At 73.3% G+C, this 23364-nt stretch carries 14 protein-coding genes, 1 tRNA gene and 2 pseudogenes; 13 read left to right on the top strand and 4 right to left on the bottom strand.

Features of this window, described 5'->3' with window-relative positions; all coding sequences use genetic code 11:
* The first annotated feature begins 11 nt into the window (after positions 1-11).
* The 3 genes from OO48_RS28165 to OO48_RS28155 all read left to right on the top strand — a co-directional run bounded on the left by OO48_RS28165 (position 12) and on the right by OO48_RS28155 (position 4464).
* Positions 12-2201, top strand: coding sequence for an acetyl/propionyl/methylcrotonyl-CoA carboxylase subunit alpha (locus OO48_RS28165; RefSeq protein ID WP_033221276.1), 2190 nt, complete (start codon positions 12-14; stop codon positions 2199-2201).
* A gap of 53 nt (positions 2202-2254) precedes the next feature.
* Positions 2255-3208, top strand: a complete 954-nt coding sequence (locus OO48_RS28160; RefSeq protein WP_033221292.1) for a hydroxymethylglutaryl-CoA lyase — start codon at positions 2255-2257, stop codon at positions 3206-3208.
* Between the two features lie 65 nt (positions 3209-3273).
* On the top strand, positions 3274-4464 hold the full coding sequence (locus tag OO48_RS28155) for an acyl-CoA dehydrogenase family protein (protein ID WP_033221274.1): 1191 nt from the start codon (positions 3274-3276) through the stop codon (positions 4462-4464).
* A gap of 10 nt (positions 4465-4474) precedes the next feature.
* On the opposite strand, the gene OO48_RS28150 is transcribed toward OO48_RS28155, so the two are convergent.
* From OO48_RS28150 to OO48_RS28140, 3 genes are all read right to left on the bottom strand, one after another.
* Positions 4475-5269, bottom strand: coding sequence for a bestrophin-like domain (locus tag OO48_RS28150; RefSeq protein ID WP_051732968.1), 795 nt, complete (start codon positions 5267-5269; stop codon positions 4475-4477).
* Positions 5270-5585: 316 nt separating this feature from the next.
* On the bottom strand, positions 5586-7532 hold the full coding sequence (locus OO48_RS28145; RefSeq protein WP_157845554.1) for a hypothetical protein: 1947 nt from the start codon (positions 7530-7532) through the stop codon (positions 5586-5588).
* Positions 7533-7712: 180 nt separating this feature from the next.
* Complete coding sequence (locus tag OO48_RS28140) at positions 7713-8222, bottom strand: universal stress protein (protein ID WP_033221270.1); 510 nt, start codon at positions 8220-8222, stop codon at positions 7713-7715.
* Between the two features lie 909 nt (positions 8223-9131).
* Between OO48_RS28140 and OO48_RS35490 the strand changes: the two genes are divergently transcribed.
* The 5 genes and pseudogenes from OO48_RS35490 to OO48_RS28110 all read left to right on the top strand — a co-directional run bounded on the left by OO48_RS35490 (position 9132) and on the right by OO48_RS28110 (position 15904).
* Positions 9132-10136, top strand: coding sequence for an HAD family hydrolase (locus OO48_RS35490; RefSeq protein ID WP_106970438.1), 1005 nt, complete (start codon positions 9132-9134; stop codon positions 10134-10136).
* A gap of 2309 nt (positions 10137-12445) precedes the next feature.
* Positions 12446-13474 (top strand): annotated as a pseudogene (locus tag OO48_RS40270) (helix-turn-helix domain-containing protein); the annotation flags it as partial.
* A gap of 703 nt (positions 13475-14177) precedes the next feature.
* A complete protein-coding gene (orn, locus tag OO48_RS28120; protein WP_033221263.1) occupies positions 14178-14780 on the top strand; it encodes an oligoribonuclease in 603 nt (200 codons plus the stop codon).
* A 114-nt stretch (positions 14781-14894) separates the two neighbouring features.
* A tRNA-His gene (locus tag OO48_RS28115) sits at positions 14895-14970 on the top strand.
* A 487-nt stretch (positions 14971-15457) separates the two neighbouring features.
* Positions 15458-15904, top strand: a complete 447-nt coding sequence (locus OO48_RS28110; protein ID WP_033221261.1) for a DUF4442 domain-containing protein — start codon at positions 15458-15460, stop codon at positions 15902-15904.
* Between the two features lie 363 nt (positions 15905-16267).
* On the opposite strand, the gene OO48_RS28105 is transcribed toward OO48_RS28110, so the two are convergent.
* Complete coding sequence (locus OO48_RS28105) at positions 16268-17332, bottom strand: LacI family DNA-binding transcriptional regulator (RefSeq protein ID WP_033221259.1); 1065 nt, start codon at positions 17330-17332, stop codon at positions 16268-16270.
* Between the two features lie 458 nt (positions 17333-17790).
* Here OO48_RS28105 and OO48_RS28100 point away from each other — a divergent pair, with 458 nt between their 5' ends.
* The 5 genes and pseudogenes from OO48_RS28100 to OO48_RS28080 all read left to right on the top strand — a co-directional run.
* A complete protein-coding gene (locus OO48_RS28100) occupies positions 17791-19107 on the top strand; it encodes an ABC transporter substrate-binding protein (protein WP_033221257.1) in 1317 nt (438 codons plus the stop codon).
* A gap of 109 nt (positions 19108-19216) precedes the next feature.
* Positions 19217-20176: a carbohydrate ABC transporter permease gene (locus tag OO48_RS28095; protein ID WP_033221255.1), complete on the top strand. Its 960-nt coding sequence runs from the start codon at positions 19217-19219 to the stop codon at positions 20174-20176.
* Between the two features lies 1 nt (position 20177).
* Positions 20178-21092, top strand: a complete 915-nt coding sequence (locus OO48_RS28090; RefSeq protein WP_033221254.1) for a carbohydrate ABC transporter permease — start codon at positions 20178-20180, stop codon at positions 21090-21092.
* Positions 21093-21182: 90 nt separating this feature from the next.
* On the top strand, positions 21183-22640 hold the full coding sequence (locus OO48_RS28085) for a glycoside hydrolase family 1 protein (protein ID WP_033221253.1): 1458 nt from the start codon (positions 21183-21185) through the stop codon (positions 22638-22640).
* 166 nt (positions 22641-22806) lie between these two features.
* Positions 22807-23364, top strand: a pseudogene (locus OO48_RS28080) (hypothetical protein); the annotation flags it as partial.

Genomic DNA, 23364 nt, shown 5'->3' with positions numbered 1-23364 from the left:
GAACACCTCTCATGTTCGACACCGTGCTCGTCGCCAACCGCGGCGAGATCGCGCTGCGGGTGATCCGCACCCTCCGGCGACTGGGCGTGCGGTCGGTCGCCGTGCACAGCGACGCGGACGCCGACGCTCCGCACGTGCGGGCCGCCGACCTCGCGGTCCGGCTCGGGCCCGCCGACCGGAGCGACAGCTCGGCCGCCGAAACGTACCTGCGCTCCGACCTGATCCTGGACGCCGCCCGCCGGACCGGTGCGCAGGCCGTCCACCCCGGCTACGGGTTCCTGGCCGAGAACTCCGCGTTCGCCGAGGCCTGCACCCGGGCCGGGCTGGTCTTCATCGGCCCGCCGCCGGGCGCGGTGGAGCTGATGGGCGACAAGATCAACGCCAAGGAGGCCGTCCGGGCCGCCGGGGTGCCCGTCGTCCCCGGCAGCGAGGACGGCTCGCCCAGCGACGAGCAGCTGATCGAGGCGGCGGCCCGGATCGGCTACCCGGTGCTGCTCAAGCCCTCGGCCGGCGGCGGCGGCAAGGGCATGCGGCTGGTCCGCGACCCGGCCGAGCTGCCCGCCGAGCTCGCCGCGGCCCGGCGGGTGGCCCGCACCGCGTTCGGCGACGACACCCTGTTGCTGGAGCGCTGGGTCGACCAGCCCCGGCACATCGAGGTCCAGGTCCTGGCCGACACCCACGGCCGGACCGTCCACCTCGGCGAGCGCGAGTGCAGTCTGCAGCGCCGCCATCAGAAGCTCATCGAAGAGGCTCCTTCCGTCCTGTTGAACCCTCGGACCCGCGCCGCGATGGGCGCGGCCGCGGTGCGCGCCGCCGAGGCCTGCGGCTACACCGGTGCCGGCACGGTCGAGTTCATCGTCCCCGGCGGCAGCCCCGCGGGGCCGGACGCGGACGACGTGCTCGACTTCTTCTTCATGGAGATGAACACCCGCCTCCAGGTGGAACACCCCGTCACCGAACTGGCCGTCGCCGTGGACGGGCCCGACGGCCCGCAGCGGCTGGACCTGGTCGAGTGGCAGTTGCGCGTCGCCGCGGGCGAGGCACTGCCGTTCACCCAGTCGGACGTCTCCTTCCTGGGCCACGCGATCGAGGCCCGGATCTGCGCCGAGGACCCGGAACGGGACTTCCTGCCCACCGGCGGCGAGGTACTGCTGCTGGACGAGCCCTCCGGGGAGGGCGTCCGGGTGGACTCCGGAATCGCACCCGGCGACCGGGTCGGCAGCCTGTACGACCCGATGCTCGCCAAGGTGATCGCGTACGGGCCCGACCGCCCGACCGCGATCCGTCGGCTGCGGGCCGCACTCGCCGAGACCCGCATCCTGGGCGTCACCACCAACACCGGCTACCTGCGCCGGCTGCTGGCGCAGCCCGAGGTGACGGCAGGCCTGCTCGACACCGGCCTGGTGGAACGCAGCGCTCAACAGGACGCCTCCCTGCTGAGCTCCCCGTACACCCGTCCCGAGTCGATCGACCTGCTCTACTTCGCCGCCGCACTGCTGCGGCAGCTCGAACTCGGCCGCGCCGACGCCTCCGACGGCTGGACCGACCCCTTCTCCCTCCCTTCGGGCTGGCGGCTCGGTGGCGAGGCCGCGTGGACCACGCACCGGCTCCGACTGCCCGGCCGCGAACCGGTCACCGTGAGCTGTCGAATGATTACCAGTGGTGAAATCGAGGGCGCCATCGATTTTCCCGCCGCGACCGCTCCCGACTGGGAGGTTCGGCTGGACGGCGCCCCCGCCCGGAGGGCCCGCGCGAGCCGCTCCGGGAACCTGCTGCGCCTTGCGGTTGACGGCCTGCAGGCCACTTTCACGGTCGCTTCGGAGCACACTCCGGACGGGGTCACCCGCTGGCTCGGCGTCGACGGGGACGCCTGGCCCGTTCACCCGTTCGATGCAATCGCGGAGCGCGCCGCGGCCGGCACCGTCCACCACGGCACCCTCACCGCACCGATGCCCGGCACCGTCACCGTGGTCAAGGTCGAACCCGGCGAGCACGTCCGCCGGGGCCAGGCCCTGTTGGTGCTGGAGGCCATGAAGATGGAGCACGTCATCTCCGCGCCGCACGACGGCACCGTCGGCGACCTGCGGGTGTCCGCCGGTGCGGCCGTCGCGATGGACGCCCCCCTGGTGACGGTCGAGGCGGCCGAAGCGGCCGAGACCCCGCCCGTCCCCGCCGAGCTCTTCCCGGAGGCGGTCCGGTGAACGCCACTCCGCCCGAACCGACCACGCCCTCCGCGGCGGCCGAGCCGACCGTCCTGGACCTCGGCCTGCCCCAGCCGGTGCGTGACCCCGCCCTGCCCGCCCGGGTCCGCGTCCACGAGGTCGGCGCGCGCGACGGACTGCAGAACGAGAGCGCCCTCGTCCCCGTCGAGGTGAAGGCCGAGTTCGTCGCCCGGCTCGCCGCCGCCGGACTGCGCACCGTCGAGGCCACCAGCTTCGTCCACCCCAAGTGGGTGCCGCAGTTGGCGGACGCCGAGGAGCTGATGCCTCGGCTGGCCGGCCTGCCCGGCCGCCACCCGGGTCTGCGGCTGCCCGTACTGGTGCCCAACGAGCGCGGGTTGGACCGGGCGCTGGCCCATCACGCCAACGAGGTCGCGGTGTTCGCCAGCGCCACCGAGACCTTCGCCAGGCGCAACCTCAACCGCTCGGCGGACGAGGCGATGGCGATGTTCCGCCCGGTGGTCGAACGCGCCACGGCGGCCGGGGTCCCGGTCCGCGGCTACCTGTCGATGTGCTTCGGGGATCCCTGGGAGGGCCCGGTCCCGGTCGAGCAGGTGGTCCGCCACGGCCTGGCGCTGCTGGAGATGGGCTGCGCCGAGCTGAGCCTCGGCGACACGATCGGCGTCGCCACCCCCGGCCACGTCAACTTGCTGCTCGACGCGTTCACTCGTTCCGGTGCTCCGGTCGAACGGCTGGCGGTGCACTTCCACGACACCTACGGGCAGGCCCTCGCCAACACGCTGGCGGCTCTGCGCTCCGGCGTGACCGTGGTGGACGCGTCGGCCGGCGGCCTCGGCGGCTGCCCGTACGCCAAGAGCGCGACGGGCAACCTGGCCACCGAGGACCTCGTCTGGATGCTGAACGGCCTGGGCGTGGAGACCGGCGTGGACCTCGCCGCGCTCGCCGCGACCAGCGGCTGGATGGCCCGTCACCTCGGTCGCCCCAGCCCGTCGAGGACCGTCCGCGCCCTGCTCGGGCCGACGGCCTGATTCCCGACACCCCGACTCCCCACCCTCACCAGGCCCACCAGGCCGCGATCCCGGGAGGATCAGCCGTGCTCGACCACCGCTTGAGCAATGAGTACGAGGAACTCCGCCGCACCGTGGCGGAGTTCGCCAACGACGTGGTTGCGCCGAAGATCGGCGAATACTACGAGCAGAACGAATTCCCGTACGAAATCATCCGGGAGATGGGGCGGATGGGCCTGTTCGGGCTGCCCTTCCCGGAGGAGTACGGCGGCATGGGGGGCGACTACTTCGCGCTCTGCCTGGCCCTGGAGGAGCTGGCCCGGGTCGACTCCTCGGTGGCGATCACCCTGGAGGCGGCGGTCTCGCTCGGCGCGATGCCCATCCACCTGTTCGGCACCGAGGAGCAGAAGCGCGAGTGGCTGCCGAAGCTGACCTCCGGCGAGATGCTCGGCGCCTTCGGCCTGACCGAGCCCGAGGGCGGCACGGACGCCGGGGCGACCCGGACCACCGCGCGCTACGACGAGGCCACCGACGAGTGGGTGATCAACGGCAGCAAGTGCTTCATCACCAACTCCGGCACCGACGTCACCGGGCTGGTGACCGTCACCGCACTGACCGAACCGATCACACGTTCGAGTGATGGATCGTCAAATCACTCGCCCACCAGGGAAATCTCGTCCATCATCGTTCCCACTGGGACTCCCGGGTTCCAGGTGTCGAAGAAGTACTCGAAGGTCGGGTGGAACGCCTCCGACACCCGCGAACTGTCCTTCACCGACTGCCGGGTACCCGCAGCCAACCTCCTCGGACGCCAAGGCCGCGGTTACGCCCAGTTCCTGCGCATCCTCGACGAGGGCCGCATCGCCATCGCGGCCCTGGCCACCGGCCTGGCCCAGGGGTGCGTCGACCAGTCGCTCTCGTACGCCGCCACGCGCCGCGCCTTCGGCCGGCCGATCGGCGCCAACCAGGTCATCCAGTTCAAGCTCGCCGACATGGAGACGCGCGCACACACCTCCCGCCTGGCCTGGCGGGACGCCGCCTCCCGGCTGCTGCACTCCGAGCCCTTCAAGAAGGAGGCAGCCATCGCCAAGCTGTACGCCTCCGAGGCCGCGGTCGACAACGCCCGGGAAGCGACCCAGATCCACGGCGGCTACGGATTCATGAACGAGTACCCGGTCGCCCGGTTCTGGCGCGACTGCAAGATCCTGGAGATCGGCGAGGGCACCTCGGAGGTCCAGCGGATGCTCATCGCCCGCGAGCTCGGCATGACCTCCTGAACCGCGCCGGTCAGGGCCGGAACAGGGGCGGGGCCGACGCCCCCGCGTCGCCGTCGATCTGGTCGTAGCGCTCCAGCGCCAGTTGGAACGCCGCCGGTTGGACGCGTACCGCGCCGGAGAACGGGCCGCTCATCACCGCCACCATGCTCACCCCGAACGCCACGGAGGCGCCTACGAAACACATCAGCACCAGGTTCCGCGGGTTGGACGTCAGCCCGATCACCGAGGGGGTGGCCAACACGAACACCGCCCCCACCAGCAGGCCGCCGATCGCCAGGACGGGCACCGACGCACGGAGATCACCCAGCCGCGCGTTCCGCTTGGCGTTGACCTCGGAAAGGCTCCGCAGCACATCGGTCCGAGCACTCGCCTCGACCTGGCTGTGCACCGCGGCCTGGTCGACGGCGGCCCGCACCTGGTCGACCGCCTGCCAGGCGACCTGGCTTCCGGTGCCGTGCTGCATGGTGGCCCACTCCTCGTCGATCACCACCCTGGTGTAGGCCCGCAGCCGCTCCCGCACCACGGGCCGGTCGGCGCTGGGCAGGCCGCCCGCGGTCCAGTACGCCTCCGTGAGGGCCCGCGACTCCTCATAGGTGTGCTGGCGAGCCGAGTTCAGCTGCTGCCAGGTGCCGGCGATGCTGAACCCCAGGAAGAGCGCGAAGAAGCCGAGGATCGCCGACCCGGCGAAGGACATCGCCTGCGGCGTCGTCGACCCTTCGCGCGCCCGCTTGGTCCGTCCCAGCAGCAGGCCGATCACCAGCGCCAGCACCGCACCCGACAGGGCGGCCAGGACGACGGTCAGCATCGCGGCCCTACCCTGCCCGCACCCGCGCGGCCCGTGCCGATGGTGTCGTCCGCGCTGCCCGTGCTGTCTGTCGCGCTGCCCGGCTGCGGCGCGGCCGGCGAGCCGGTCGGGGCTCCCGCCGGACCGCCGATCACTGGAGCACGCTCCGACTCGGTCCTTGACTCGACAACAGTTGCACCATCAACGGCCCTCGGACCACTGACGCCCGCAGGTGCCCCGCCGAACACAGCCGTGACCGCGAACACGGCAGCCGTTCCTCCGGGGCCCTGGCGGGGCACGCCGCGCCCCGTCCTCATCCTCGGCACCGCCGCCACCGTCAACGCCGTCCCCGGTTCCGGACGGTGAACGCCGCCGCCAGCACGCACAGCACCGGAAGGAGGATCGCCAGCAGGAGCATCATCACTTCGTCGCTGTCCCACGGGTCGTCCTCCTCGCCGGGGGGCCAGTCCTCCGTCGCGTACTGGTCCTGTTTCTGCGAGCCCGGAGACCGGCCTGCGCCGGCCCCCGGCTGCTGCGAGCCCACGGTGGGGCTCGCTCCCTGGCCGGGCGTCCGTCCCGGTCCGGGCGAGGAGCCGGACGAGGAGCCGGGCGCGGGCCCGGCCGTGCCCTGACTGCCCGCAGCGGCACCACCGGGGTTCCCGGCGAACGGAGTTGCCGGGCCCACCGAACCAGGGGCGGCGAAGGGTGAGGCGGGCAGGGCGACGGCGGTTCCGCCCGGGAGCAGTGCGGGTGCCCGCCCGGGGAGGAACGGCCCGAGCATCTGCCCCGCCAGGGCAGCGGCCCCAGCTACGGGCTGCGCCTGCGCCGCGTTGCCGGGCTGCGCCTGCGCCGCGTTGCCGGGCTGCGGTCCGAGCGCGGCGGCCGCCGGCTGGGAACCGGCGGGGACGGCCACCGGGAACAGCCCCGGGGGAAGGGCGTCCCCCGAGAATCCCGGAGGCGTGCCCACACCTCCGGCACCACCGGCGCCGCCGGTACCTCCCACACCGCCGGCACCGCCGGTGCCCGCCGCACCGGCGGTCCCCGGCCCGGTACCGGCCCCCGGCCCGGTACCAGTACCCGTGGCGCTGCCCGGTCCCGCTCCGGCTCCCGATCCGGCTCCAGGCCCGGAGCCGGGAGCGAAACCGGACGTGGAACCGGCGCCCGTGCCCGAACCGGTGCCGGCTCCGGCGGTCGTGGGTTCGGCCGGCTCCGGGCTGGGCGGAATCGGCTGCAGGCCGTCGTAGACGCCCTCGGCCTCCGCGGAGACCCGGCGGGGGCCCTGGCGGCTGCCGTCCGGGCCGACGGTCGCGTCGTCGGCCAAGCCGTCCGCGCGGGCCGTACCGGTCTGGCGTCCTGGGCGAGCGGTGCCGGTCGCGTGGCAGTCGACGGCCTGTCCGGGGGTGAGGGTGTGCCCGCCGTCGGGGCCCGCGCAGTTCACCGCACCCAGACCGGGCAGCCCTTCGGTGATCGAGGCAGCGGTGATCGGGACATCGCCGAACGCCTCCAGGCGGTACTGGAGTTCAACGGTTCCGCCCACGGCGGCCAAGGCCCGGACCGTCGACCGTGCGGGTGCGTCCACGGCGGACTCGGCCGCAGGTTCAGGGGCGGATGCGGCTACGAACCCGGCCCCGGGGGCTCCGGGAATCCCGGGGGTTCCAGGGGCAGCAGCGGGCTCGGAAGGCACGGGGACGCCGGTCGGAACCGCCCGGGGCGCGGACCGGCGGGACAGGCCCGTGCCGGCGGGTGCACCCACCCGGGCGAGCCGGATGCCCGCGGTGATGCCCAGGTAGCCGGTGGGGGCGTCGGCGTGCGACTGCGGCAGGTGGTTCGGCGCGTCGGCGACCGCCGAAACCCGGGCGGACTGCGGGCCGGGGGCGGCGGTGAAGGTGGCGGTGCAGTCGATGGCCCCGCCGGGCGGGATGCTCCGGTCGGAGCCGCAGGAGAGCCGTCCGCCGGGCAGTTGAGGGTCGTTCAGCAGGACGCCGCCGAGCGGGTACTCGGCGTGGTTGCTCAGGTGGTACGTGCGCGTGGCCGGCTCCCCCGCGCGGAGCCGTACCGCGGTGTCGGCGCTGGTGTTGGTGCTGACGCTCAGCCGCAGCTCGTTGCGCACCTCACCGCCCCTCGTGGTGCCCGGTCCCGGCGTCCAGGCGCCGAGGACGGCTGGAGCCAGCAGCGCGACCCCGAGCGCGACGGGCAGGGGGCGGCGGAGTGCGGCCGCTGCGACGCGCCGCCCGGCGGTCAGTACGTCGATATGACGATTGGTCACCTTGGCATGATCGATCAAAGAATCGATCTGCCACCGGTACGGCGCACCGGAGCGGCCGGGAACGACTCGATCGGCCCATACCGCCAGGTCACCGCGGACCTGGCTCGGGCCCGGACGGGGAGGCACACGTCCCGGGGCAGGCCAGATCGGACTACCCCGGCCCCCCGGGCTGTCCCGGGCGGCCTCGGATCAGCCCGGTCAGGGGATGACGATCACCGGGCGGTTGGCGCGGCGGGCGAGCCGGCCGGAGACCGAGCCGAAGATCTTGCCGAGCAGGCCGTGGGTGCTGCCGACCACGATCGCGTCGGCGGCGTACTCGCGGCCGACCTCCTCGATCTCGTGGCAGATGTCCCCACCGCGTTCGACCAGGATCCAGGGGACGCCGGAGAGGAAGTCGGCGCAGGCGAGTTCGAGGCCCAGGATCTCGGTGCGCTGGTCCGGGAGGTCCACGAAGACGGGCGGTTCGCAGCCGGCCCAGACGGTGGCGGGGAGCCGGTTGGCGACGTGGACGATCACCAGGCCGCAGCGGGAGCGGCGGGCCATGCCGACGGCGTAGGCCAGGGCGCGCTCGCTGGAGAGCGAACCGTCGAAGCCGACCACCACGCCGTGCTGGAACTGCGGGTCGCAGGCACGTGAACCGTGTTCCTGGAGCTGGGGTTCGCCCTCGCCGTCGCGGCGGCCGACGGTGGGACGGGATCGGTCGGTCATCGCGTCCTCCGCAGTACCGGGTCGAGGTCCGAGGGCGGCGTCCGCCGCCGTCCCGGGGGTGTCGTCCCCGGGGGTGTCACGCTCAGGGGTGCCGCACCCCGGCTGGTGGCCGGGCTCATGGCTCCGGCCCGGTTCGCGGCTCCGGCCGGGCCGGAGTCGGACGGGGTACCGGACGACAGGGCGCCGGACGTCGGGGCGGGGCGGTGGATCGACGAGCGGCGGAGCGCCGAAGCTCTCGGCGGCGGACCTGCCGTCGTACGGGCTTCCGTGGGCAGAAGCGGAAGGCTCATGACCGGCCATGGCTCAAAACTCTTCGACTGAAGCGGGCCTACGCGGGAGGACGCGGCGGCGGACCGTCCGGCCCCGGTGACAGGAGCGGCGGCGGTGGGAATGCGTCCGGGAACGACTACCACCGTTGGCGACCTGTGCCTTTCAGAGTACGGCTCGGAACGGACCCCGCCCAGCGGCGGCGCCCCCGGGCGATCGGGTTACCGCGTGTGGGGGTAACACACGCCCAGACGTGCGCCCCACGCGCGCGGCGGGTTCCCAGGAGCTTGACCGACGACCCGCGATGTGCGCAACAGTGCGCCGACACACCGTGACCTGACTGTCATCGCCCCTGCCCGTGGGCGGTGCACGGCAGTTGCCCGGCCACCGCCGCCCGTGCGGCACCGGATCGGGGTCGCTCGTGCACCGCCCGTCCGCCGTCCCCGCAGCGCCCGTCCTGCCCGGCGGCCCGATCGGGATTCCGTCCGGGACTCCGATCGAGGCCCCGACCGCGCCGACTCCTTTTCGGATCATGGTCCAGGTTGCGTGCGTACCAGCCGGATTCGGCCAATTCGCGGAAATTCTCCCCGCCTTTGGCAATTGCCACGTGCATACGCGGCGGCCGCTGGCAGCATGCTCGGCATGCCGCTGCTCCTGCTCGACCTCGACAACACCCTGCTGCCCAGGGACGCCGCGTTCCGGGCGTGGGCGGAGGACTTCCTCGCCGAGAACGGCCTGCCCGCCGGAGACCTCGACTGGTTGGTCATGCTCGACGGCAGCGGCTACGTGCCGCGCAGCACGGTACTGGGTGCGGCCAAGCGCCGCTACGGCTTCGACCGCTCGGTCGAGTCGATGCTCGCCCACTACCGGCTCGGCATCAACTCGCGTATCCAGTGCCCGGATTCACACGTCGAGGCACTCCGGAAGGCGCGCGAGGCGGGGTGGACGCTGGGGATCGTCAGCAACGGCGGGACGCTCCCCCAGCTGGAGAAGATCCGACTGACCGGGCTCGCCTCCCTGGTGGACGGCTGGGTCATCTCGGAGGAGGCGCACTGCCTGAAGCCGGACCCGCTGATCTTCGAGATCGCGGCACGGCGGTGCGGATTCCGGCCGGCCGGGGACTGGAGGACCCAGACCTGGATGGTCGGTGACTACGGTCCGGCCGACATCGCGGGGGCGGCCGCGACGGGGCTGCGCAGCGCGTGGCTGCACCACGGGCGGCCGTGGGCCGAGCGGGCCTACCGTCCGACGATCAGCGCGCCGAGCCTGCCGGAGGCGGTGGGGGTGATCCTCTCCGCAGCCGAACGTCCCACCGCCGGAAGGGGGTTCGCCACAGCCGCGACCGGCCGCATCCAGCGCTCTCGTGGACACCTGGCCATCCCGGCCTCCCGGTTGGCCCCGGCAGCCGGCCGGCTCACCCCGAATGCGCCGAGCGCACCGACCGCGCCGAAGACCCCGCTCCCTCCGGGCACGCCGCTCGCCCAGCCCGGCGCCCAGCCACTCACCCCCGCGGCCTCGCTGGCGACGCCCCTGACGAAGGCCGTAGCGCTCACGCCGCTGGAGCCCACCCCGGCGCCGGCTGCCACCGCCCAAACCCGCTGGGGCGACGCCTCGACCGCACCGACTACCTCAGCGGCGGCGGGCTGACCTGTCCGGACCACCGCGCGCCCGCTCCCACCTCGCGCCACGCCGTGCCGCGCCGACAGCGTGCACGTGTCGGATTCCCGGCTGGTGATCATCTCTCCTCATTGCGGCGTGAGTTGGCGGAGAGTCGCTGGACGACGGCGCCCATCCCGACACCGAGGATGCCCAGGGGGTCGAGTCGACCTATAGCCCCGCTGCCCGGCGGGGCGGTGTGCACCAGGGACAGCCGGCTCTGGTCGATGGGCACGAGCACTTCGCACCCAAGTGCCAAGCGGCTGACGACGGGGCGCAGGGCGGCCTTCTGCCCGTTGCGGCGCACGGAGATCACGTACCGCTCCCATCGGGTTTCCAACTCGGATCCGGCACACTGGAGTTGCCGCAGATTCGGTGATGCGCGGGGCGTCGCGGGCGGCGCGGGCGAGGGCCAGTAGCGGTCCGGGGCGGACGTGCCCCAACGAGCCGTGGTAGCCGGGTGGTTGGTGGCGAGCAGTTGCGGGAGGGCCGGAGGCTCGACGCTGTCCGAGTTGCGCGCCGGAGTCGCCGAAGGCCCGGCCAGGTGGGCGAGTTCTTCACGGTGCAGTTCGGGGGTGCGACGGCGGGCGCCAGGGGCCAAGCCGGCGGCAGCGGGAAGGCAGACGGTGGAGAGGGGAGCGCCGGGCTCGGAGAGGACGGGCGCGGCGCGGCTGGCACGGCCGTGCGACGGGGGTGGGCGGCGCGCTGGTGGCGGGAACGACCGGACAGGTCGGCCGTCGGGGCCCGGCGCGGGACGCGCAGCAGGCTGCGGGGTTCCGGGGGGCGAAGTGGTGCCCGGCGGAGGGCTCGGACGTGGCGGTGGACGTCTCGGCGGTGCCGGCCGGGAGGCGTTCGGGAGGCGGTCAGGGCGGGGTGCCGCAGTCCGTCCGAACGAGCACGAATCTGGTTGCGGTCAGAGGCCGGGCCGGCCCGCCGTGGGGTGGAAGGGGACGCGTCGGCACCGCACCCGGCGCGGGGGTGTACGCGGCGTCCATGCCACGCGCGGAGGGCGGGCCTGCGCGAGTCGGTCGGCCGTCCGCGAAGGGCGCTGCCGCTCACGGTGGTGCGGCTGGCGTTCGCCCTGGGCGGGGGCGACCCGTGCCCGGAGCGGTCGCCGCACCGGGCGGTGCACCGGCCCACCGTGCGATGCCCGCCCCGTGGTGCGCCGGTTCAACGGCCTGACGCACCCGGCGGGTTCGACCAACGGCCGGGCGCCGGGCGCGGAGGTGGGGCTCGGCGGGCCTCCCGCCCCCGCCCGCAGATCCGCGCCCCACCGGCAAGTCGCCGACGGCCCACTGGCGGCCCCGGCCGTGCCCCGTCGGCCGCCCTTGCCGACAGCCCGGCCCGCTGAATCTCCGCGAGCCCACCCGGGCCCGCCTTCCGGCTCCGAAGAGCACCCCGACAATTGCCCCGACACCGCCTCGCCGGCCGCCCCGACCGCCCCGGACGAGCGATCGGATTCGGACGAATGTGCGGCAGCCGGGCCGGCGGCGCGGGACGGCCGGGGGCAGGTGGATCGGCGGGATGGTCGGGGCCGGTGGGGTGGCTGGTGCTGTTGTGGCGGAAGTGGAACACCGAGGTCGAAGTGACGGATCGTGAGGTGGGGGGCGTTCAGGAGTGGCCGGTTCGGGTTGAGCCGGGGGGCTGACGGGGCGCGGGGATCATGGCTCAGGTGTGCGCTGTGGCGCGTGGAGGGTGGTTTCACGCCCCCGATTCGAACCGTAGGTTTTCAGCCAACTTGCGCCGCTCCCCTGCCGTTCGGGCAAATCCGCAGCACACAGCGGGCGGTGGGTGCACCGTCGACGGGCGAATCACCGGCAGGTCGTGCGACAACCGGCCACGCTTGTTCGCGCCCCCTTCACAGCGGGGTCGACGGGTGCCACGCTTCGTGATCGAATGCTTCACGCCAAATTGCCATGTCGACATAGCGTCGGATGGTGAACTTGTCACAACGGCAACGGTCCACCAAGTAGATTCGATCTTGGCTCGCAGAGCGGCAGCCGAGACCACCACACCACCGAGGGGGCTGGAGCGCCTTGAGCAGGGTGAGCAGGAGCGAGGCGGGTCCTGAAAGCGGCCGCCAGCCGTCGTCCTATCCCGGTGGCACGGCGAGACTCGGCAAATTCGGTGGCACGGCGGCCGGTTCACCGGCCGGCGGTCCGGGCGGCGGTCAGCTCCAGGGTGGTCCGGGGTCGATGACTGGTGGTCAGCACCCGGCGGCCCAGGCGGCGTCGACGACGGTCGCGGGCCACGGCAGCCTCGCCCCGGGCGCCCACGGGGGCGTGGGCGCGGCGACGGACGTGCTCTCGGCCGCCGTTCCGGGCGCGCTCTCCTCCCCGCGCAAGCTGGCGGGCCGACGCCGCCGCGAGACGGTGGCGGTGCTGCTGTTCAGCGGAGCACCGATCTTCGAGAGTTCGATCCCGCTCTCGGTCTTCGGCGTGGACCGGCAGGACGCCGGGGTCCCCCGCTACCGGCTGCTGGTGTGCGCCGGCGAGGAGGGCCCACTGACCACGACCGGCGGGCTGACGCTGACCGCCCCGTACGGGCTGGAGGCGCTGTCCCGGGCGGGCACCATCGTGGTGCCGGCCTGGCGGTCGATCTCGCAGCCGCCGCCGGTCGAGGCGATCGCCGCGCTGCGCAAGGCCCACCACGAGGGCGCCCGGATCATCGGCCTGTGCACCGGCGCCTTCGTGCTGGCCGCCGCCGGGCTGCTGGACGGCCGTCCGGCGACCACGCACTGGATGTACGCGCCGACGCTGGCCAAGCGCTACCCGCGGGTCCACGTCGACCCGCGCGAGCTGTTCGTGGACGACGGCGACGTGCTCACCTCCGCGGGCACCGCGGCCGGGATCGACCTGTGCCTGCACGTGGTCCGCAGCGACCACGGCGCCGAGGCCGCCAACGCGCTGGCCCGTCGGCTGGTGGTGCCGAACCGCCGCGGTGGCGGAGGCCAGGCCCAGTACATCGATCAGTCTTTACCGGAGGAGATCGGCAACGACCCGCTGGCCGAGGTGGTCACCTGGGCGTTGGAGAACCTCAACCAGCAGTTCGACGTGGAGGTGCTGGCGGCCCGCGCCTACATGTCGCGGCGCACCTTCGACCGCCGTTTCCGCACCCTGACCGGCAGCGCGCCGCTGCAGTGGCTGATCACCCAGCGGGTGCTGCAGGCGCAGCGGCTGCTGGAGACCTCGGACCTGTCGGTGGACGACGTCGCCCGCCGCTGCGGCTTCCGCTCGCCGGTGGCGCTGCGCGGGCACTTCCGGCGGCAGCTCGGGGTCTCCCCGGCCGCGTACCGGACCACCTTCCGGGCCAGGCGTCCGGCGGTCGGCGGTCAGGCGGCGCAGTCGCCGAACGGGGTCCCGGCCGAGCGCGGCGCGGGCCAGGCCGGGTACCCGCAGGCGCCGTCCCACGGAGCGACCGCCCACGGGCCGGTGACGCACGGTCAGCAGGCGCCGGGCGGTACCGGCGCGTCCGGCGGGGCGAACGGGCCCGGCGGGGCCGCGGCGGGACGGCAGCGTCCGCGTCCGCTGGTGCCGCCGCAGGCCGGTCCGCCGCCGGGCGCCTTCGGCCGGTCCGGGTCGGAGCGCCCGGGCGACCCCCGGTACGCGGGCCGCGCCGCCGGCCAGGCCGCACCGGGCGGCCAGCACGGCCAGCCGGGGCAGCACGGCCAGCACGGGGCTCCGCACCCGGGCGGGAACGCCCACCCGGGCGCCCACCCCGGCGCCCACTCGGGCACCCCGCAGGGGCCGCCGCCCGCGCACGCGCACGCGCAGCCCTCGCCGGGGCAGCCGGTGCGGCCGAGCGCGGCGTACCCGGGCGGGCGCGGGTCCGGTCCGGGCGAGCGTCCGGACCGTCCGGTGGAACACGCCATCGCGGAGGACGCGGACGGCAAGCAGCCCAGCGCCCGGGACCGGCGGGGGGCGCTCCGCCCCGAGGCCGAGCCGGAGCGCGGGGCGCGCGGCACGGCGGAGTTCGGCCCGGACGGGGCGCGTGCGGTGTCGGGGGCGCGGGATCGCGCCGTAGGGTGAGTGCGTGAATGACCGTCTGGTATGGATCGACTGTGAGATGACCGGCCTCGACCTCGATCGGGACGCCCTGATCGAGGTCGCCGCCCTGGTGACCGACTCCGAGCTGAACGTGCTCGGCGAAGGCGTGGATGTGATCATCCGCCCGCCCGCCGAGGCGCTGGAGACCATGCCCGAGGTGGTGCGGCAGATGCACACCGCCTCGGGCCTGCTCGACGAGCTCGCGGGCGGCCTGACCATGGCCGAGGCGCAGGAACGGGTGCTGGCGTACGTCCGGAAGCACGCGCCGGAGGCCGGCAAGACCCCGCTGTGCGGGAACTCGGTGGCCACCGACCGCGGCTTCCTGTCCCGGGACATGCCGGAGCTGGAGGGGCACCTGCACTACCGGATCGTGGACGTCTCCTCGATCAAGGAGCTGGCCCGCCGCTGGTACCCGCGCGCCTACTACAACAGCCCGCAGAAGGGCGGCAGCCACCGCGCGCTGGCCGACATCCGCGAGTCGATCGCCGAGCTCCGCTACTACCGCGAGGCGGTGTTCGTCCCGGCGCCCGGCCCGGACACCGACACCGCCCGGGAGATCGCCGCCCGCCACCAGCTGCCCACCACCTGACCAGCGGTCCGGTCCGGGCGATCGGGAAAACCCTGGCGCGAGCACCCCTCGGCATCCTGTAGAGTTCTTCCTGTCGGAGCGGGAACGCGGAAGCGGGAAAGCACCTGACAGATGGTGGGTGTAGCTCAGTTGGTAGAGCACCTGGTTGTGGTCCAGGTGGCCGCGGGTTCGAGTCCCGTCACTCACCCCAGAGCGCGAAGGCCCGGTCGAGGAACCGACCGGGCCTTCGCCGTTCCCCCGGAATTCTCCGGATCGCCTGTCGCGGTGACGAGTTGGGACGCGTGCGCGCGGGCCGGTCCGATCGTCCCCGCACTTTCCCCCGCCGCTTTTCCGCGCACCGCGCGCCGAACTCCCGCGCGCCCGCCCCGCGGCGGCCCCCACCAGGGGCGTCGCGCCGACCGGCGGAGTGGGGAAGACCCGGGAGCGGATTCCCCCGCCCGGCGGCTACCGCTCCCGCCACCGTTTCCGTCGGCGTTCCCGCACCACCGCTCCCGCCACCGTCTCCGTCGGCGTTCCCGCACCACCGCTCCGACGACCGGGCGAGCCGGGAGGATCGGAGAGTACGGCCGAACCACCCGACCGGGACGCGCGGCCGAGGAGACCGGGAAGGGGGCGCGGTCGGCGACGGCGGGCGACGGCCCATGGACGACGAAGCTACCCACTAGTAACATCGCGGCATGACCACTACTGCGATCGGCGAGCTGCTCACCTCCACCGTCCCGATGGTGAAGACGCTGCAGCTGGAGTACCTGGAGACCACCGCGGAGCGGGCCGTGCTGCGGCTGCCCGACCTGCCCGAGTACCGCAACCACGTGGGCGGGCCGCACGCGGGGGCGATGTTCACGCTGGCCGAGTCCGCCAGCGGGGCGATCGTGCTGGCGGCGTTCGGCGACCAGCTGGGCCGCGCGGTGCCGCTGCCGACGGTCGGCGAGATCTCGTTCAAGAAGCTCGCCCGCGGCGTGGTGACCGCGACCGCGACGCTCGGCCGGCCGGTCGCCGAGGTGATCGCCGAACTGGACGAGGGCAAGCGGCCCGAGTTCCCGGTCACCGTGGAGATCACCCGCGAGGACGGCGCCGTCACGGGCGTCCTGGAGATCGTCTGGACGCTGCGCCCCAACTCCTGAGCGGACTAGGCCACCGGCGGGCCCGACGACCGGCGGGTCCGGGCGCCCGCACAGAAGATCCAGCCCGAAGATCCGACCCGAAGATCCACCCCGCGGACCCGCCGCGAGAACCCGCTACCAGAACCCGCCACAGAGCCCCGCCCCGAAAGCCCACTCCCGAAGGCCACCGCGAAGTCCCGGCCCGGCGCGCCCCCGCACAGCCGTGCCGGGCCCGGCACACTTCCGGCCCGAGGGCCCGGGCCGGACGCGAGCATCCCCGGCCGCACCCCGGCCACCCTCCGGCCGCACCCCGGCCGCCTCCAGCCGCACCCCGGGGGCTCCTCCGCCCGCCCGCCGAGCCGTCCCGTTCCGCCCCTCCCGCCGTCAGGCGGAGTCGCGGACGATCAGCTCGGTCGCCAGCACCACCTGCCGCCGGGCCCGGCCGCGCTCGTGGATCTCGTCGAGCAGCAGCCGGGCCATGGTGCGGCCCATCTCCTCGATCGGCTGGCGGACGCTGGTCATCGGCGGGTCGGTGTGCCGAGCGACGATCGAGTCGTCGAAGCCGATCACCGCGACATCGTCGGGGATCCGCCGCCCGGCGGCCCGCAGCACCTGCATCGCGCCGGCCGCCATCACGTCGGAGGCGCAGAACACGCCGTCCAACTCGGGCCTGCGGGCGAGGAGTTCGCGCATCGCGACCCGGCCGCCCTCCTCGGTGAAGTCGGCCAGTCCGACCAGAGCCTCGTCGTAGGCGTGGCCGGCCTCCTCCAGGGCCCGGCGGTAGCCGCCGAGGCGGGCCTGGGCGACCTCCATGTCGAGCGGGCCGGTGAGGGTGGCGACCTGGGAGCAGCCGCGCCGGAGCAGGTGGCGCACGGCCATCCGGGCGCCGCCGGCGTTGTCGGCGTGGACGTAGCTGAGCGGTTCGAGGTCTCCGCGCCGGCCGGCCAGCACGGAGGGGATCTCCAGGCTCTCCAGCAGCCCGGGCAGCGGGTCGTCGCGGTGCACCGAGACGACCAGGACGCCGTCGACGCGCTGGGCGGTCAGGTAGGCCGAGAGCCGGTCGCGCTCGCGCTGGTTGCGGACCAGGATCAGCAGCAGCTGCATGTCCGTCTCGGCGAGTTCGGCCGAGACGCCGCTGATGATGTCGGAGAAGTACGGCTCGGAGAAGAGCCTGGTCTCGGCCTCGGGGACGACCAGCGCGATCGAGTCGGTGCGCGAGGTGACCAGGGTCCGGGCGGCCCGGTTGGGCACGTAGCCGAGTTCGGCGATGGCGGCCTGGACGGCTTCGCGGGCCTTGGCGCTGACCCGCGGGGAGCCGTTGATGACCCGGGAGACGGTGCCGCGGCCGACGCCTGCCAGCGCGGCCACCTCCTCCAGGGTGGGGCGCGCGGTGGCTCTGCCGCCGGCGCCCGGGTGGAGCGCGTCGGGGCGCTGTGCGGTCGGGCTCATCGCTACACCTTTCGGTCTCTGGGACGGATGGAACGGACGGACGGGGCGGGCGGGGCGGGCGGACGGATCCGCGGGGCCGCCCCGGGCCCGTACGGACTGTTCATTGTGGCCGGTCCCGCGGCGTTTCCGACCATCCGGGGCGGACCGGAAGGTGTCGGAGGGCAGCCCGAGGACGTCAACGGCGGTGGTAACGAAGCCGGAAACGCTACGGCAACGTTTATGTCACCACGTCTTGACACTCACCCCCGCGACACAGCAACCTTCCGGCATGCCAGCTGTGGGAGCGCTCCCACACTGTAGCCAAGATTCAGCGCACCAAGAACACCCACGAAGCTCTCGTTTCCAGCCCGGCAAGACCCGCGGAAGACCACCGGCAGGCACCCGGAACACCACCGGGGAGGAGCCGGAACGACCCGGACCGACCCGGACCAACCACCCGGACAAAGGAGTTCGTCCCCATGCGCACCACCTCCCGCCCCCGCAGAGCCGTTGTCGCCGCCACCGCGGTCCTCGCCGCCTCCACCCTGCTGCTCACGGCCTGCTCGTCGAGCTCCGACAAGGGCGGTTCGAGCGACGCCAACGGGAAGATCACCCTCAACATCGGTGACTTCGGCACCTTCGGTTACGTGGAGGCCGGCCTGTACGACGAGTACATGGCCGCGCACCCGAACATCACCATCAAGTACCAGACCGTCCAGGACGGCCAGAAGTACTGGGACGCGCTGACCACCCACCTGGGCTCGGGCAGCGGCCTGGCCGACATCCAGGCGGTCGAGGTCGGCTACATCGCGCAGGCCACCAACACCCTGGGCGACAAGTTCGTGGACCTCGGCAAGACCGAGGGCATCAACCCGAGCAACTGGCTGGACTGGAAGTCGAAGCAGGCCACCACCCCGTCCGGCTCGATGATCGGCCTGGGCACGGACATCGGCCCGATGGCGATCTGCTACCGCACCGACCTGTTCCAGCAGGCCGGCCTGCCGACCGACCGCGAGGAGGTCGGCAAGCTGTGGGCGGGTGACTGGGCGAAGTTCGTCGCGGCCGGCCAGAAGTACCAGGAGCACGCCCCGTCCGGGACCTTCTTCACCGACTCGGCCTCCGGCCTGTTCAACGCCGTGCTGTCGGCCCAGCCGCAGCAGTACTCGGACGCCTCCGGCAAGCTCGTCTACAAGACCAGCCCCGGCGTGAAGACCGCCTGGGACCTCGCGGTCTCCGCCTCGAAGGCGAAGATCAGCGCCGGCCTGCGCCAGTTCCAGGACCCGTGGAACGCGGCCGTCGCGAACGCCAAGTTCGCCGCCGTGGTCTGCCCCTCCTGGATGACCTCCTCCCTGAGCAAGTACGGCGGCGAGGCCGGCAAGGGCAAGTGGGACGTCGCGGCCGCGCCGGTCGCCTCCAACTGGGGCGGCGCCTTCCTGACCGTCCCGAAGGCCGGCAAGCACGTCAAGGAGGCCGCCGAGCTGGCCGCCTGGCTGACCGCTCCGGAGCAGCAGGCCAAGGTCTTCACCAAGGTCGGCAACCTGCCCTCCACCGTCGGCGGCCTGCAGCAGCCGGCCGTCCAGGGCGCCAAGCTCGAGTACTTCAACAACGCCCCGACCGGCCAGATCTTCGCCGCGTCCGCCACCTCGATCAAGCCGGTCCCGATCGGTGAGCAGGACGGCAACGTCAAGACGATCATCACCGACAACGGCATCCTCGACATCGAGGAGCACGGCACCGACCCGGTCAAGGCCTGGGAGAACGTGACCAAGCTGGTCGACGACAAGACCAGCCACTGATCCGGGCCGGCAGCACGCCGGTAGCCGATCCCAACTGCCCGGCCGGGTCCGCCCACCCGGCCGGGCGCCGTTCCGCCGCCCCTCGCCACCCCCGGGAAGGAAACCCCAAGTGGCCACCCACGTCCGCGCCGAGGCCCCGCCCGCCGCGCGCTCCTCATGGCGCTCCCGCCTGTACCGGTTCGACCTGAAGGCCTCCCCGTACGCCTTCATCGCGCCGTTCTTCCTCTGTTTCGCCGCCTTCGGCCTCTTCCCGCTGATCTGGACCGGCTGGCTGTCGCTGCACTACGTCGACCTGCTCAAGCCGGACGTGATGGAGTGGAAGGGCTTCGGCAACTACACCCGGCTGTGGTCCAACGACCAGTTCTGGACGGCGCTGCGCAACACCTTCACCATCGGTGTGATCTCGACCGTCCCGCAGCTGCTGATGGCGCTCGGGCTGGCCCACCTGCTCAACTACCGGATGCGCGGCCGCGGCTTCTTCCGGGTCGCGATCCTCGCGCCGTACGCCACCTCGATCGCCGCGGCGACCCTGGTGTTCGTGCAGCTGTTCAACCCGGACTACGGCTTCATCAACTGGGCGCTGGACGTGGTGGGCATCCACCCGAACTGGTACTCCGAGACCTGGCCCTCGCAGATCGCCATCTCCACCATCGTCACCTGGCGCTGGACCGGCTACAACGCGCTGATCTACCTGGCGGCGATGCAGGCGGTGCCGAAGGACCTGTACGAGGCGGCCAGCCTTGACGGGGCCAGCCGCTGGCAGCAGTTCACCCGGATCACCATCCCGTCGATCCGGCCGACCATCATGTTCACCATCATCGTCTCCACCATCGGCGCCACCCAGCTGTTCGGCGAGCCGATGCTGTTCGGAGGCGGTGTCGGCGTGTCCGGCGGCTCCGCGCACCAGTTCCAGACGCTCAGCCTCTACATGTACGAGCTGGGCTGGCCGTCGCGCCAGTTGGGCCGCGCCTCGGCGGTGGCCTGGACGATGCTGCTGATCCTGCTGCTGATCGGCCTCGCGCAGTACCTGATCACCCGCTACCGCAATCGCAACGAGTTGGGAGGCTGACATGGCCGCCACCCTGTCCACCCCCTCCTCCCGCGAGGCGAAGCACGCCCAACCAGCCCGCCCGCGCGGCCTGTTCCGGCGCAAGGCGGGCGAGCACGACAAGGCCGGCCCGATCACCTACGTGCTGCTCGGCGTCGCCGCGCTGGTCTCGCTGTTCCCGCTGTACTGGACCTTCGTCGCGGCCTCCAACACCGGTGAGCGGGTGGCCCTGTCGCCGCCGCCGATGGTGCCCGGCGGCGAGCTGTGGAACAACATCTCGGTCGCCTGGGACCAGGCCGACATGGGCACCGCGCTGCTGAACTCCACCATCGTGGCGGGCTGCGTCTCGCTGTCCACGGTGCTGTTCTCCACGCTGGCCGGCTTCGCCTTCGCCAAGCTGCGCTTCCGCGGCCGCAACGCGCTGCTGACCCTGGTGGTCGCCACCATGACCATCCCGCCGCAGCTCAGCGTCATCCCGCTGTACCGGATCATCACCGACCTGGAGTGGAGCGGCCACCTGCAGTCGGTCATCCTGCCCTCCCTGGTGGCGGCTTTCGGCGTGTTCTTCATGCGCCAGTTCCTGTCCGAGGCGCTGCCGTTCGAGCTGATCGAGGCGGCCCGGGTGGACGGCGCGAACAGCATGCGGGTCATCTGGCACGTGGTGTTCCCGATCGCCCGGCCCGCCATGGCGGTGCTCGGCATGCTGGTCTTCGTCCAGTCCTGGAACGACTTCTTCTGGCCGTTCGTGGCGCTCAACGCGCAGAACCCCACCGTGCAGGTGGCGCTCTCCGGCCTCGGCGGTGGCTCCGGCCACGACATCAACCAGGCCGTGATCATGACCGGCGCGCTCGTCGGCACCCTGCCGCTACTGCTGATCTTCGCCGTTCTGGGGAAGCACATAGTCGGCGGCATCACCTCCGGCGCCGTCAAGAGCTGATCCGTCAAGAGCCGGTCCGCCGGGGACCGATCCACCGGTCGGCCCCGGCACCCCGCCCCGTCCACCTCCGAGCCATGGGAGCGCTCCCGTATGACCATGACCGATCCGACCACAGCCGCCCACGCATCGGTGGCGGCCCCCCGGGTTGCCTTCCCGCCCGGCTTCGCCTGGGGTGCGGCGACCGCCGCCTACCAGATCGAGGGCGCGGCCGCCGAGGACGGGCGCACCCCGTCCATCTGGGACGCCTTCGCCAAGACCCCCGGCAAGGTGCTGAACGGCGACACCGGCGACGTGGCGGTGGACCACTACCACCGCTTCCGCGAGGACGTCCGGCTGATGGCCGACCTCGGCCTCACCTCGTACCGCTTCTCGCTGTCCTGGCCCCGGATCCAGCCCACCGGCCGCGGCCCGGCCGTCGAGCGCGGCCTCGACTTCTACCGCGCCCTGGTCGACACCCTGCTGGAGCACGGCATCTCCCCGGTCGCCACGCTCTACCACTGGGACCTCCCGCAGGACCTGGAGGAGGCCGGCGGCTGGCCGGTCCGGGAGACCGCCTACCGCTTCGCCGAGTACGCGGCGCTGGCCGGTGCCGCGCTCGGCGACCGCATCCCGGTGTGGACCACGCTCAACGAGCCCTGGTGCAGCGCCTTCCTCGGCTACGGCTCCGGCGTCCACGCCCCCGGCCGCACCAACCCGGCGGACGCGCTCAAGGCCGCCCACCACCTCAACCTCGGCCACGGCCTGGCCGTCGGCGCGCTGCGCGAGGTGCTGCCCGCCTCGGCGAAGATCGCGGTCTCGCTCAACCTGCACCTGGTCCGCCCGCTCACCGACGCCCCGGAGGACCGCGAGGCGGCCCGCCGGATCGAGGCGGTCGGCAACCGGGTCTGGACCGGCCCGATGTTCAAGGGCGGCTACGACGAGGACCTGAAGGCGGACACCGCCCACATCGTCGACTGGGACGAGCTGGTGCGCCCCGGCGACGAGGCGGAGATCGGCCGCCCGATCGACCTGCTCGGCCTCAACTACTACAACCCGACCGTCGTCTCGGCGCCCAACGGCGCCGTCGTGGAGACCGCCGAGGCGGCCCGCAACGACGGCCACGGCGACAGCGAGTTCAGCTGCTGGCCGGGCTCCGAGGACGTGGTCTTCCACCTCGCCAACGACGACGTCACCGCGATGGGCTGGCCGATCGACGCCTCCGGCCTGTCCGACTCGCTGGTCGGCATGCACAACGACTTCGGCCTGCCGCTGCTGGTCACCGAGAACGGCGCCGCCTTCGAGGACGTGGTCGGCCCGGACGGCGAGGTCGACGACCCGGAGCGGGTCCGCTACGTCGAACTGCACCTGCAGGCCGTGGCCGACGCGATCGCGGCGGGCGCCGACGTCCGGGGCTACTACCTCTGGTCGTTCCTGGACAACTTCGAGTGGGCGTACGGCTACAGCAAGCGCTTCGGCATCGTCCACGTCGACTACGACACCCAGAAGCGCACGCCCAAGAGCAGCGCCCGCTGGTACGCGGAGGTGATCCGGCGCGGAGGGCTCGCCTGAACTCCCGCACCCCCGCACAGTGTGACGGAGTGTGAGCGACGAGCGTGACCGCGGGGAGTCCCGCTCGTTCTCCCCTGGTGTGCGAACCAATCACGCGAAGCGACCGCGACGTTCGGACACCTCCCGACGCCGGTGGGGACGGCCCGGGGCACTGGCGGCGAGCGGAATGCTCGCCGCCCAGGTGTTGGGCCTCGGACTCGGCGCGGCCGACGCCCGCGCCGCCGACACCGGGCACCTCCCGCGGCACCCCGGCCGCGCCCTCGGCACCCTCGTCCGCCCCGGCGACGCCCGTTCCGGCGGTGACGACGGCGGACCGCTCGACGGCGCGGCCGGCGGCGCGATCCGCACCGCCGACGGCCTCGACCCGGCCGGCGCCGCCGACACCGCTGGCACCGCTGGCACCGCTGGCACCGCTGGCACCACCGACACCGCCGACACTGCGGGCACCGGCCCGGTGCGGGGCCTCGGCGACACCCTCGGCCACCTCGGCGGCGGCGAACTCCCGCTGCCCGGCCACCACGCCGACCGCCCCGACGCGTTCTCGCTCGCCGCCGGCCTGCTCGCCACCGTCCCCCCGCAGCCCCGCGCCGAGGACGCCCCCCGCGCCTCCCGCTCCGGCCCCGAGACCGGCCGCGAAACCGGCACCGCCCCCGCGCCCGCCGTACCGGCCCCGCGCTCCCCCGCCGACGCCGGTCCCGCCACCGTCACCGCCCCCGCCCCGGCC

The organism is Kitasatospora phosalacinea (assembly GCF_000716545.1).
Lineage (GTDB): Bacteria > Actinomycetota > Actinomycetes > Streptomycetales > Streptomycetaceae > Kitasatospora > Kitasatospora phosalacinea.
The sequence above is the reverse complement of the archived record's forward strand: the minus strand, read 5'-3'. Positions and strand labels throughout refer to the sequence as shown.

Coding starts and splice junctions, on each gene's coding strand:
- OO48_RS28100 (WP_033221257.1), top strand. CDS start 17,791: ATGCGCACCACCTCCCGCCCCCGCAGAGCCGTTGTCGCCGCCACCGCG.
- OO48_RS28165 (WP_033221276.1), top strand. CDS start 12: ATGTTCGACACCGTGCTCGTCGCCAACCGCGGCGAGATCGCGCTGCGG.
- OO48_RS28105 (WP_033221259.1), bottom strand. CDS start 17,332: ATGAGCCCGACCGCACAGCGCCCCGACGCGCTCCACCCGGGCGCCGGC.
- OO48_RS28090 (WP_033221254.1), top strand. CDS start 20,178: ATGGCCGCCACCCTGTCCACCCCCTCCTCCCGCGAGGCGAAGCACGCC.
- OO48_RS28140 (WP_033221270.1), bottom strand. CDS start 8,222: ATGACCGACCGATCCCGTCCCACCGTCGGCCGCCGCGACGGCGAGGGC.
- OO48_RS28085 (WP_033221253.1), top strand. CDS start 21,183: ATGACCATGACCGATCCGACCACAGCCGCCCACGCATCGGTGGCGGCC.
- OO48_RS35490 (WP_106970438.1), top strand. CDS start 9,132: ATGCCGCTGCTCCTGCTCGACCTCGACAACACCCTGCTGCCCAGGGAC.
- OO48_RS28110 (WP_033221261.1), top strand. CDS start 15,458: ATGACCACTACTGCGATCGGCGAGCTGCTCACCTCCACCGTCCCGATG.
- OO48_RS28150 (WP_051732968.1), bottom strand. CDS start 5,269: ATGCTGACCGTCGTCCTGGCCGCCCTGTCGGGTGCGGTGCTGGCGCTG.